The organism is Salinisphaera sp. SWV1, from assembly GCF_052044155.1.
In the GTDB taxonomy this organism is placed as follows: domain Bacteria; phylum Pseudomonadota; class Gammaproteobacteria; order Nevskiales; family Salinisphaeraceae; genus Salinisphaera.
Genome location: NZ_JBQDYE010000006.1, coordinates 40,837 through 52,862, shown reverse-complemented (window position 1 = coordinate 52,862; position 12,026 = coordinate 40,837). Strand labels below are relative to the sequence as shown.

Annotated in this window: 11 protein-coding genes and 1 tRNA gene; 9 read left to right on the top strand and 3 right to left on the bottom strand. The window is 65.2% G+C overall.

Translation table 11 applies throughout. The features are described 5' to 3' along the window. Window positions 1-61: 61 nt before the first annotated feature. Window positions 62-691 (top strand): YceI family protein, encoded by a 630-nt coding sequence (locus ACS8YF_RS04375; protein ID WP_440849001.1) that lies wholly within the window; start codon window positions 62-64, stop codon window positions 689-691. Between the two features lie 708 nt (window positions 692-1,399). Here the strand turns inward: ACS8YF_RS04375 and ACS8YF_RS04370 are convergent. Together ACS8YF_RS04370 and ACS8YF_RS04365 are read right to left on the bottom strand one after the other, a co-directional pair. Next, window positions 1,400-1,984 carry a cysteine hydrolase family protein gene (locus ACS8YF_RS04370; RefSeq protein ID WP_440849000.1) on the bottom strand — a complete coding sequence of 195 codons (585 nt, stop codon included), beginning with the start codon at window positions 1,982-1,984 and terminating at the stop codon, window positions 1,400-1,402. 97 nt (window positions 1,985-2,081) lie between these two features. Continuing rightward, window positions 2,082-3,959, bottom strand: coding sequence for an ATP-binding cassette domain-containing protein (locus ACS8YF_RS04365; RefSeq protein ID WP_440848999.1), 1,878 nt, complete (start codon window positions 3,957-3,959; stop codon window positions 2,082-2,084). Between the two features lie 337 nt (window positions 3,960-4,296). Between ACS8YF_RS04365 and ACS8YF_RS04360 the strand changes: the two genes are divergently transcribed. From ACS8YF_RS04360 to ACS8YF_RS04330, 7 genes are all read left to right on the top strand, one after another. Further along, window positions 4,297-5,691, top strand: a complete 1,395-nt coding sequence (locus ACS8YF_RS04360) for a DNA recombination protein RmuC (RefSeq protein ID WP_440848998.1) — start codon at window positions 4,297-4,299, stop codon at window positions 5,689-5,691. Continuing rightward, window positions 5,688-6,794, top strand: a complete 1,107-nt coding sequence (gene moeB, locus ACS8YF_RS04355; protein WP_440848997.1) for a molybdopterin-synthase adenylyltransferase MoeB — start codon at window positions 5,688-5,690, stop codon at window positions 6,792-6,794. The genes ACS8YF_RS04360 and moeB overlap by 4 nt, the downstream gene beginning before the upstream one ends. 104 nt (window positions 6,795-6,898) lie before the next feature. Beyond that, window positions 6,899-8,608 carry a carbon starvation CstA family protein gene (locus ACS8YF_RS04350; RefSeq protein ID WP_440848996.1) on the top strand — a complete coding sequence of 570 codons (1,710 nt, stop codon included), beginning with the start codon at window positions 6,899-6,901 and terminating at the stop codon, window positions 8,606-8,608. Next, window positions 8,605-9,030 carry a hypothetical protein gene (locus ACS8YF_RS04345; protein WP_440848995.1) on the top strand — a complete coding sequence of 142 codons (426 nt, stop codon included), beginning with the start codon at window positions 8,605-8,607 and terminating at the stop codon, window positions 9,028-9,030. Before ACS8YF_RS04350 ends, ACS8YF_RS04345 begins: the two co-directional genes overlap by 4 nt. Before the next feature lie 44 nt (window positions 9,031-9,074). Further along, entirely contained in the window at window positions 9,075-9,338 is a 264-nt protein-coding gene (locus ACS8YF_RS04340) for a cory-CC-star protein (RefSeq protein ID WP_109993867.1), read from the top strand. Beyond that, complete coding sequence (locus tag ACS8YF_RS04335; protein WP_440849073.1) at window positions 9,338-10,303, top strand: ArsA family ATPase; 966 nt, start codon at window positions 9,338-9,340, stop codon at window positions 10,301-10,303. Before ACS8YF_RS04340 ends, ACS8YF_RS04335 begins: the two co-directional genes overlap by 1 nt. Window positions 10,304-10,384: 81 nt before the next feature. Then, entirely contained in the window at window positions 10,385-10,927 is a 543-nt protein-coding gene (locus ACS8YF_RS04330; RefSeq protein ID WP_440848994.1) for a hypothetical protein, read from the top strand. 26 nt (window positions 10,928-10,953) lie between these two features. Here ACS8YF_RS04330 and ACS8YF_RS04325 read toward each other — a convergent pair. Then, window positions 10,954-11,029: transfer RNA gene (locus tag ACS8YF_RS04325), tRNA-Gly, on the bottom strand. Between the two features lie 97 nt (window positions 11,030-11,126). On the opposite strand from ACS8YF_RS04325, the gene ACS8YF_RS04320 reads away from it, so the two are divergent. Next, window positions 11,127-12,023: a TIGR01777 family oxidoreductase gene (locus ACS8YF_RS04320; protein WP_440848993.1), complete on the top strand. Its 897-nt coding sequence runs from the start codon at window positions 11,127-11,129 to the stop codon at window positions 12,021-12,023. Window positions 12,024-12,026: the final 3 nt, after the last annotated feature.

Sequence of the window (12,026 nt, the reverse complement as noted above, 5' to 3'; positions counted from 1 at the left end):
CGGTTGCGTGATAGTCTCAAGTCCATCGCGGCGCGTGGTGCCGCCTGTTTGGAGATGCGTGATGACGATTCGCCGAGGCGCCTGCGACCTTTCCGTGCTGCTGGCCCTGACCGCTGCGGGTGTCACGATCGCCCACGCAGCGCCCGGGCTCAAGCCCGGCCGCTACAAGATCGATACCGCCCATACCTATGCGCATTTCGCGATCGACCACATGGGGTTATCGACCCTGCGCGGCCGGATGGACGTGCGCAAGGGTACGATCCGGATCGGCGATGATCCGTCGCACAGCGTGATCGACGTCACGTTCGACCCGGCCAGCGTGGATACCGGCGACGACGCGCGCGATCAGCACCTGCGCGACATGGAAGGATTCTTCAACGTCAAGAAATATCCATCGCTCACATTCAAGTCGACAAGTGTGCGTTTCGACGATGCTGATGGCGACAGCGAAGCGACCGTGCGGGGCCGTCTCACGCTACACGGCGTGACGCGACCGGTTACGCTGCAGGTGGACGATATCGCCTGCAAGGTGAATCCGCTGGAAAAGACCCGCTACACCTGTGGTTTCGACGCCGCAACCGAAATCAAACGCAGCGATTTCGGCATGGATGCCTTCCCGAAGCTGGTCGGCGACAAGGTCGAGCTGTCGTTCGAGGTCGAGGCGAACAAGCCTGTGAACGCGAAGGACTGACTTGAAAAGTCGGTCCGCCAATGGACGCGCATGAGCGCAAATAAAAAACCGGAACCTCACTGTGTACAAAACTTAGCCGGACGGTGCTGTATTGCGTCCCGTTACGCAGCGACGGAGACGCGGAGTGACGGCGGGTGTCCGGCGCACTGCGCCGGTGCGGCCAGCCTGTTTGAGGGCCGCCAAAGCGGCCCGAGTTCTGGCTGCATCCCGCCGGCGCTGCGCGTCGGAGTGAACCGGCGTAGCCGGCGCTGTGTCGGGTGCCCTTCTTTCGGTTACCTTTCTTGGGCAAACAAGAAAGGTAACTCGCGCATCAGCGTGAAACCCTGGCCCGATCAATGGCTTCCAGAAGCGACAACACGCCGAGCGATCTCGCATGTCGCCCTGGCTGAGATTTATACATAATCAGGAGCCAGAATGACGACTGGCCGCGCCGGAGCGTGCCGAGTTTTCGAGTCGGGCCGCGCCAAGACGGGCCGCCTCGCTTCAATTCGCGTTTTGATTATGTACAACGTTCAGTCAAAGGCTTGATGACGCGATTGCGTGCACCCGAAGCAGCAATGCCTTGATCCTGCTTCTATTTGCGCTCATTCGCGTGCATTGGCGGACAAAGTGCCTTCGCTTATTCAGCCGTTGCCTGTCGTACATAATCAGGATTCGCGTTCAATTCACGTCCATTGGCCGACTCGTCCTTAACGAAGAAAAGATCGATCAGTTTGAACGCAGGTTATCGGATGTCACGATCTCGCTGATGCGCGACAGCTGGCGGATCGAGGCCTTGTGATCCTCGATGTCGTCGGTCGCACAGGCATCTTCGATCACACGAATGCGGTAATCGCGATCGTGACCGTCGCGGGCCGCTGATTGCACCGCCCAACTGGTCGAGACGCCGCACAGATACAGCGTGTCGACCGCGTTGGCGCGCAGTAGCGCCTCCAGCGGCGTGGCGTAGAAGGCGTTCACGCGTGGCTTTTCCACCACGAATTCGCGCTCGGGATTGGCCGGGGTGGCGTCCAGCGCTTCGTGGAATTCCGTGCCCCAGGTGCCGAGCTGCAACACGCCGTTTTCCTTGGCCGCGCCGAACAGCGGCGAATGCTTCGGGCATTCGGCGTAGCCCGGGCCGAAGCCGACCTTGACCAGCACCACGAACCACTCGTTGGCGCGGGCATGGGCCAGGGACGTGTTGGCATGCTCGATCACGCCGCGCTCGGCGATCTGCGGCGCCGCGCCGGCCATCGGGCTGTCGGGATGCACGATGTCGTTGATGAAATCCAGGGCGATCAGGGCAGTGGTCATGGCGACTCCGGTGTCGGTTTGAGAACCGCACCTTAGCAGCTGTACCCGCCGGCCCGGTCAACCAGGCCGGCGTACGCCGATGTCGCGCGGTGTCGCGTCAGCCCTGCCGGGCCTCGAGCGTCTCCCAGCGTTTCAATGCTTTTTCCAGTTCGGTTTCGACCCGGGCGAAGGCATCGGTGGCTTTCTTGATCTCGGCCTCGTTGCGGTCGTAGAAACCGGGCTCGGCGAAAACCGCTTCGCGTTCTGCCAGATCCTGCTCGAGTCTTTCGATCCGGCTCGGCAGGTCGCGCAATTCCTTGCGCTCGGCGGTGGACAGCGCCGATTCGGTCTTCGGTTTCGCTTGCGGCGTCGCGACGGGTTTGCTCGCCGCGGGCGCCGGTGTCCGATCGGCCGGGCGCTGGCGCAGATAATCCGAATAGCCGCCGACGTAATCACCGACGCGGCCGTCGCCTTCCATCACCAGCGAACTGGTCACCACATTGTCGAGAAAATCACGATCATGGGAGACCAGCAGCAGGGTGCCGTCGAAGTTGGTCAGCCGTTCCTCGAGCAACTCCAGCGTTTCCACGTCGAGATCGTTGGTCGGCTCGTCCATCACCAGCAGGTTGGCCGGGCGGGTGAACAGCTTGGCCAGCAGCAGACGGTTGCGCTCGCCGCCGGACAGCACATGCGTCGGGCTGCGCGCCCGCTTGGGCGAGAACAGGAAATCGCCCATGTAACTCATGATATGGCGGTCCTGGCCGTTGATGGTCACCGACGAGCGTCCGCCGGCGACGTTGTCGAGCACGCTGATGTTGTCGTCCAGCGCGGCCCGGTGCTGGTCGAAGTGGGCGATATCGAGAGTGGTACCGAGCTTGATGGTGCCGGCGTCCGGCTCGAGCTGGCCGAGCAGCAGGCGGATCAGCGTGGTCTTGCCGGCCCCGTTCGGGCCGATGATGCCGACCTTGTCGCCGCGCTGGATGGTGGTGGTCAGGTTGGTCACGATCGGCTTGTCGCCCCAGGCATAGGCAACGTTTTCCGCCACGATCACGTTCTTGCCGGAACGGGCGGCGTCCTGGGTCACGATATTGGCTGTGCCGGCGCGCTCGCGCCGCTGGGCCCGTTCGGCGCGCATGGCTTTCAGCGCGCGCACTCGGCCTTCGTTGCGGGTCCGGCGGGCCTTGATGCCCTGGCGAATCCAGGTTTCTTCCTGGGCCAGGCGCTTGTCGAACTCGGCGTTGGCCTTCTCTTCGTCGGCGAGTGCCTTGTCCTTGCCTTCCAGGAACTTGTCGTAGTCGCCGGGCCATGACGTCAGCCGGCCGCGATCGAGATCGATGATCCGCGTGGCCAGATTGCGCAGGAAGGCGCGGTCATGGGTGATGAACAACAGCGCGCCGGACCACGACATCAGGATCTCTTCGAGCTGCGCGATGGCGGCGATGTCGAGATGGTTGGTCGGCTCGTCGAGCAGCAGCAGGTCGGGCTCGGAGACCAGCGCGCGCGCCAGCAGCACGCGGCGCTTCTGGCCGCCGGACAGGGCCGTGAAGTCGGCATCCGGATCGAGCTTCAGGCGGCTCAAGGTGGCTTCGACCTGTTGCGCCAGCGTCCAGCCGTCGTGGGCCTCGACATCACTCTGGGCGCGGGAGAACGCATCCATCACGTCTTCCCCGGCCGACAGGCGCGCGGCCAGGTCGTGAAAACGCGCGACCGCCTCGCCGGCGGCGCCGAGCCCGGCGGCGGTCACCTCGTACACGCTGCCATGGGTCGCCGCCGGCACTTCCTGTTCCAGCCGCGAAATCTTCAGCCCCGGCTTGCTTTCGCGCTTGACCTGATCCGGCTCGAGTTCACCGGCGACGATACGCATGAGCGTGGACTTGCCGGTGCCGTTGCGCCCGACCAGCGCGACACGCTCGCCGGCGGCGATGGACAGCTCGGCGCGATCGAGCAGGACTTCGACGCCGTAGGACAGCGACAGTTCGCGGAGTTGCAGCAGCATGGAGGTATTAGCGGGCCAAGAATAAATCGAGCGTTATTGTACGCGTCCTGCCGCCGTTGCATGCTCCGCGCGGTAAAGACGATTTATCCGCGGATTAACGCAGAACTAGGCAGGTCGAAGACGGACGATTCAACGGTGTGCACATCTTGCCGCGATTGCTCCCTCGGCTGTTTATGCTCTGCTTCGTCCTTTCCCGTCGGTGCGCCGACGACCTCTGCCGGCGGCCCGTTCAAACGGAATCGGGCTCAACTTCGGGAAAGTCCCGCTGCGTCGCGGTCTGGCGATCGCGCGGTTTAGAATCCACCGATTATCCAAGATCGAATGGCGTGGAAATGATATGACCGATGGCGCCTGGCTTACGCTGACGATTGCTTTTCTGGTTGGCGCCGCACTTGGCGGGCTGATCGCCCTGCTGGTGGCACGCGCGAACCGTGCGGGGCTGGTTTCGAAGCTTGAGGCGCTCGAACGCGATGATGCAGCGCGCGGCGCCTCGCTGGAAAAAGCCCATGCGGAACTGGCGAATGCGCGTAGCGAGAATGCGCGTCTCGCCGAACGGATCGAGGCCGAGCAGCGTCACGCCGAGGACAAGCTGGCCACGCTCACCCAGGCGCGCGAGCAGATGGCGCACCAGTTCAAAACACTCTCGCAGGAGATCCTCGACGAAAAGGCCAAGGCCTTCAACGAATCCAGCAAGGCCAGCCTGGAGCCGTTGATCAATCCGCTGCGCGAGCATATCGGGCGCTTCGAGAAGCAGGTCAAGGAAGCCTATGACGTCGAGAACCGGCAGCGTTCCGCGCTCGCGCAGCAGATCAGGATGCTGGAAGAGTCGAACAAGGCGATCGCCGAGGACGCGACCAATTTGACCAAGGCGCTGCGCGGCGAGTCCAAGACCCAGGGCAACTGGGGCGAGATGATCCTGGAGACGGTGCTGGAGCGCTCCGGGCTGGAAAAAGGCGTGCAATACGAGACGCAGTTTCATAGCACCACCGAAGAGGGCAAACGCCAGTTGCCGGATGCGGTGGTGCATCTGCCGGAGTCGCGCTCGCTCGTGATCGACTCCAAGGTCTCGCTCACCGCCTATCTGCGGGTGCAGGAAGCCGAGGATGAAAACGCGCGCCGCACCGCGCTGGCCGAACACATCACCTCCGTGCGGCGCCATCTCAAGCAGTTGTCGGAAAAGAAGTATCAAGGCATCGATGCGATTCGGACGCTGGACTACGTGTTCATGTTCGTGCCGTCCGAGGCAGCCTATGTCGAAGCGCTGCGCGGTGATTTCGGCCTGCAGCGCGAAGCGCTCGATGCGAACATCGCGCTGGTGTCGCCGACCACGCTCATGCCGATGCTGCGCGCGGTGGAGAATCTGTGGCGGCTGGACAAACAGGAGAAAAACGCCGAGGCCATCGCCGATCGTGCCGGCACGCTGTATGACAAGTTCGTCGGTTTCATTACCGATCTGGACAAGGTCTCGCGCAATCTGGAAACCGTGAACAAGTCGTTCGCCGAGGCCCGCAACAAGCTCACCGACGGCCGCGGCAATCTGGTGCGCCAGGCCGAGATGCTGCGGGCGATGGGGGCGAATACATCGAAACAGGCGCCCAAGGCCTGGCGCGAAGCCGGCCAGCTCGGCGCCGACCGGGCGGCCGGGGAGGCGGACGATCCCGATGCGGCGCTGGATCGGCTCGAGGCGGATGAGGCGATCAGCGACGACGAAACCACGGGAGCCAAGTCATGAGTCCATCCATTCGCGAACGACTCGCCGCCCTGCGCGAATCCATGCCGCCGATCGACCCGGCCGAGGCCGATCGTCTGCGTGCGGCCGGCGCCTGGCTGGTCGATATCCGTGAGGCGGACGAGATTGCCCAGGGCACGCCGGTGGGCGCCAGGCCGCTCGGGCGTGGCTTTCTGGAAATGCGGCTGGAATCCGAGGGCGCGGCGGCCGACGACACGATTCTGTTGTTGTGCGCTTCGGGCTCGCGTTCGTTGCTGGCCGCCGAGCAACTGCATCAGCTCGGTTACACCGACGTGCGCTCGGTGGCGGGCGGCTTCGATGCCTGGAAGGATGCGGGGTTGGCCTTCGAGACGCCGGCCATGCTCGATGCCGGCGACCGCGCGCGCTATGCGCGCCAGCTCACCTTGCCCGAGGTCGGCGAGGCCGGGCAGTCGAAGCTGCGCGATGCCCGGGTGCTGGTGATCGGCGCCGGTGGGTTGGGCAGCCCGGCGGCCTTGTATCTGGCCGCGGCCGGGGTCGGGCATCTGGCGATCGTCGATCACGATACGGTCGATCGCTCCAACCTGCATCGCCAGATCCTGCATCGGGACGCCAGCGTCGGCCAGCCCAAGGTGCGTTCGGCGCATGCCACGCTTACCGCGCTCAACCCGGCGATCGAGATCGCGCCCGTTCAGGCACGGGTTTCGGCCGATAACGCGGCGGAACTGGTTGCAGGCTACGATCTGGTGATCGACGGCTCGGACAATTTCGCCGCGCGCTATGCGGTCAACGACGCCTGCGTGGCCGCGGGCATCGCGCTGGTCTACGGCGCGGTCGAGCGCTTCAATGGGCAGGTCGGGGTTTTTCCGGCCGGCGGGCGGCCCTGTTATCGCTGCCTGTTCGCCGAAGCGCCCCCGGCCGGCAGCGCGCCGACCTGTGCCGAGGCCGGCGTGATCGGCGCGGTGCCCGGTCTCGTGGGCACGCTGCAGGCACTGGAAGCGATCAAGTTATTGGTGGGCATGGCCGACACGCTGTCCGGCAAGCTGCTGTCGCTGGATGTGCGAACGCAGCGCTGGCGCACGATGTCGCTGCCGGCCAATCCCCAATGCCCGGTCTGTGCGGGCTGAAAACAGCGGGCTACGACATAAGTCGAATGTCAGTGCCTAGGTAGCGGTCGTTACCATTATTGTATTCCGTTGTATCCATTGTTTCGGCCGTCGGGGGACCGCGCATGCCGGCTTTCTATTTGATCGTGATAACGCTGGGGGCCTTTTACCTGGGCTACCGCTTCTACTCCCGGTATCTGGCCGAGCGCGTCTATGCGCTGGACCCGGACTTCAAGACGCCGTCGCACGAGTTGTCGGACGGGGTCGATTTCGTACCGACCAACAAACACATCCTGCTGGGCCACCACTTCACGGCGGTGGCCGGGGCGGCCCCGATCGTCGGGCCGGCGATCGCGGTCTACTGGGGCTGGCTGCCGGCGATCGCCTGGGTGATCCTGGGCACGATATTCGGTGCCGGCGTGCACGATTTCGGCGCCATCGTGACTTCCGCGCGTAATCGTGGCCAGAATATCGGCACGCTGTCCGGCAAGGTCATCAGCGCGCGCGCCAGCACGTTGTTCCTGCTGATCATCTTCTTCCTGCTGACGCTGGTGAACGCGGTGTTCGGCGTGGTGATGGCGATCCTGTTCGAAGCACACCCGGGCTCGGTGATCCCGGCCGTGATCGTGATCCCGATCGCGATGTGCATCGGCCAATGGGTGTATCGCATGAAGGGCGCGGTGCTGATTCCGTCGATCATCGGGCTGGTTCTGTTGTATGCGGCGATCCCGATCGGCCAGATGTACCCGATTCATGTCGACGGCCTGGCCCACCTGGTGGGGCTGTCGGTGCGCACGACCTGGGTAATCCTCATTTTCGCCTACACCTGGTTCGCCTCGCGCCTGCCGGTGTGGTTGCTGCTGCAGCCGCGCGACTACATCAACGGTCAGCAGTTGCTGGTCGCACTCGCGGTGATCTTCGCCGGCGTGATCGTCGGTTGGGACCAGATCACGGCGCCGGCGGTGAACCACGTGGCCGAGGGCACCAAGCAGTGGTTCCCGTATCTGTTCATCACCATCGCCTGCGGCGCGATCTCGGGTTTCCATAGCCTGGTCGCCTCGGGCACCACGTCCAAACAGATCGACAAGGAAACCGATGCCCGCTACATCGGCTACTGCGGGGCGCTGGGCGAGGGTTCGCTGGCGCTGGCCGCGATCCTGGCCTGCACCGCCGGGCTCGGTTCGGCGGCGGACTGGAACACAGCCTATTCCAGCTTTGGCGCGGCGTCGGGCGGGGCGCTCGGGCATTTCGTCGATGGTGTCGGGCATTTCCTGGCCAATCTCGGCATCGATGCCCAGCTGGGCGCCTCGTTCGCCGTGGTCGTGGTAGTGACCTTCGCCGGCACCACCATGGATACCGGCGTGCGCCTGCAGCGCTACATCCTGGAAGAGATCGCCGAACTGGCCGGCTTTCGGGCCCTGGTTGGCAAGACCACCATCCTGACCACGCTGGCCGTGCTGATTCCGTTGGCGCTGGCCCTGGTGCCGGGAGGCAACGGCGCCGGCGGCAAGGGCTTTGCCTTCGGCCAGCTCTGGACACTGTTCGGCACCACCAACCAGCTCACGGCGGGGCTGGCCCTGTCGGTGATCAGCGTCTGGGTGATGTCGCGCAATCGCAATCCGCTGGCTGCCCTCGTACCGCTGACCTTCCTGCTGTTCATGACCAGCTGGGCGCTGCTGCTCAACCTCGTCTCCTTTCTCAAGGAAGGCAGCTGGATGTTGTTGATCATGGATGCCGGGATCGCGGTACTCACCGCCTGGCTCATCGTGGAAGCGGTCACCGCGCTCAATCGCCAGCGGGGCGAACGTCGTGCCGGGGTGCCCAACGAGGCATGAGCATCGGTACCGGACATCGCTTGATCCTCGTGCGCGAGCAGGACGCCCAGCACAGCGGCTCGGGATGCTGCGGGCGGCTCGGTGAGGCGCATACCGACCTCGGTGGCGCGGCCGACTACGCGCACAGCCGGGCGGTGATGGAATCGGTCGGCACGGTCTACCGGCGCCTGCGCGACGCGGCGCCGGGGTTGGTCATCGATGTGGTCGACCCGCGCAACACGGTGTGGCTGTATCCGGCGGTCTGGCGCGCGTCGCGTCGGGCCGGGCGCGGTGTCGGCGCCTCGCTGAAAAGCCTGTCGCGCGCGGGCGCCGCGGCCGCCATCGTGCTCGACGGTGAGGTGTTGTACTCGGGCGCGTTGCCGCCGCCCGAAACGATTGTCGCCGCGGTGATGGCACAGTTGCACGATTCCCGCGCGGCCTGAGGGTCGCTGGCGGTTCCATTCCCGAAAGATCCAGCGGAGGCCGCATGGCGGACGACAAGAGTCTCTGGCGCCGCATCAACGATTATCACGACCAGCTGTTCGTGGCCCCCTGGCGGGCGAGCATCGCACGCGAGGCCCGCAAGGAAGAGGACGTGCTCGTGGCGCTGTTGTTCCTGGAAGCGCTGGGTATTCCCGGCCCCGCCGACTACTTCGCGCTGGAACTCTACCCGGATCTGATCGAGGCGTTTCATCGCTGGCACCAGCGCATGGGCATGGAGACATTCCCCGAAGCCGGGGTGTGCTGCTGATGGCGCACGACCACGACCACCACGAACCCACGCGCTTCTTTCTGTTCGGCGGCAAGGGCGGCGTCGGCAAGACCACGCTGGCGGCGGCGCATGCGCTGCGCCTGGCCGCGGCCGGCGAGCGCACGCTGCTGGTCTCCACCGATCCGGCCCATTCGGTGTCGGATCTGCTGGGCACGAAGCTGGGCGACGCGCCCACGGTTGCCGGCGACCATCTCTGGGCCATGGAAATCGACCCGACCGCCGACGCCGAGCGCTATGTGGATTCGATTCGCGAGGACGCGCGCGAGGCGGTCTCCAAGGCGGTGCTGCCGGCCCTGGATCGCCATCTCAAGCTGGCGGTGCAGGCACCGGGCACCGCGGAGTCGGCGCTGTTCGATCGCTTCACTCGCCTGATGGATGCCGCGCCCGGCGATTACGACCGCATCGTGTTCGATACCGCGCCCACCGGGCATACACTGCGGTTGCTCACCCTGCCGTCGATGCTGGGTGCCTGGGTCGAAGGGCTGGCCGGCCAGCGGGCCAAGGTGAACCGGCTGCAGGGCATGTGGCGTTCCATGGCCGGTGTGTCGGAGCCGGATCGCGACGATCGGGTGCTGTCGCGTCTGCGCCAGCGCGCCGAGCGGTTCGCGCGGTCACGCCAGCGTCTGCATCGAGAGGCCCTGTTTCATCCGGTGTTACTGGCCGAGCGTCTGCCGATCGAGGAAACCGTGCGTCTCATCGCCCAGCTCGAAGAGGCGGGCATTCCGGTCGGCGAACTGTTCGTGAATCGACTCTGGCCGGCCGATACCGACAGCGCCTTCGTTGCCGAACGGGTGGCCCAGCAGAACGAGTACCTGGACGAGATCCGCGAACGTTTCGCCGTACACGCCCTGGTCGAAGTGGCCCAGAGCGCTCGCGATATCGTGGGCCGGGAACAGCTGGAACAACTGGCGGACCAGCTGCCGGGGCCGAACATCGCGCCGTGACCGGCGTGAAAATCGGGCGGCGCGCTGGCGAACCGGCTGCGTTGCCGCTAGCCTTGCGCGATGAACCGAGTCGCTAGCCCCGTGTCCTTGTCCCGATTGACTTGGCGAGTACGCCTGCCGATCCTCGCCATCGCGGTGGTGTTGTCGGTCGCCGGCTGCGCCGGCCTGCCCACGCAGGGGTTCGTCTCGCCAGGTGCTGCCCACACCCATTACGACGGTTTCCTGGCCTATGCCGCGTTCAGCGACCTCGCGGTCGAGGGGGCCTACGAAAAAGCCCTGTGCCGTCATTTGCTATCGGCGGGGCATGCCTGCGACACCATGCTCCAGGCCGCGCCGCCGACGCGGCCGCAGAATGGCGATAGCCGGCATCGGGCCGCCTTGAACAGCGGCGCACAGGCGATCGTGGTCATCGAGCTGGCGGATCCGAAAGCCGCATCGCGCCGTATTCTCGATGACGGCCGAATCGGCTACCGCGTGAGTTTGATCGACGCGAAGACCCAGAAGGTGATGGCAAGATTCGCCATCGACGATGGCCGCTCGCGGCATCTGTCGAGCCGGGCCGACGCGCTGGCCGCGGCTGTCGTACACGCGCTCAAGCAACGGCAACTGCTCACCCGGCGATAGACGGACGGGTCGGCCAAGGCATTGAATGGAGCGGCGGACGAGATTCGAACTCGCGACCTCGACCGTGGGAGGGTCGCGCTCTACCAACTGAGCTACCGCCGCACGCTTGCCATTAGACCCGCGTTGGGCGGCACAATGCAAGCGGATTCTCATGATCCGGAACGTCGGCGCGCGCAGCGCCCTTCAGGAGCAGCGACGCATGAACAACGTACTCATCACCGGCGGCACCGGCTTCATCGGCCGGCACCTGGTTACTGATCTTCTGGCCGATGGCTGGACGGTGGAAGTATTGACGCGCGATGCGGCAAAAGCACGACGCGTGCTGCCCGCCAGCGTCGTGCCGGTCGAATCGTTGGCGCAGGCGAGCGAGCCGCGCGCGGTGATCAACCTCGCCGGCGAGAATCTGGCCGCCGGGCGTTGGACCGAGGCGCGCAAGCGCGAGATGCGCGAAAGTCGGCTTTCGGTTACGCGGGATCTCGTGGATTTCATCGGTCGATGCCACACAAAGCCGGACGTGCTGATCAGCGGCTCGGCGGTCGGGTTTTATGGCGCACGTGGCGATGACGTGCTGGACGAAAGCGAGCCGGCGGGCCACGAGTTCCAGTCGCGGCTCTGTGCCGACTGGGAAGGCGAAGCCGCGCGGGCGCGCGATGAATACGGTGTGCGCGTCTGCTTCATCCGGACCGGGATCGTGCTTGGGAAGAACGAAGGCGCGCTGGCGCAGATGATCACGCCGTTCAAGTTCGGTCTGGGCGGGCATTTCGGTAGCGGCCGCCAGTACATGCCCTGGATTCATGTTCGCGACGAGGTCGGCGCGATTCGCTTTCTGATGCGCGAGACGAGCTGTCAGGGCGCCTACAATCTGACGGCGCCGAAGCCGGTGACCAATCGCGTTTTCACCCGGACGTTGGCGCGCGTTCTGCACCGGCCCTCGTTTGCCTGGGTGCCGGGCCCGGCGTTGAAAGCCATGGTCGGCGAAATGGCGCGTCTGCTGCTGACCGGGCAGCGGGCGGTGCCGCGCGCGTTGGAATCGGCCGGCTATGTGTTCGAGTATCCCGAACTCGAGGCGGCCTTGAATGATCTCGTGGGGCGCTGACCG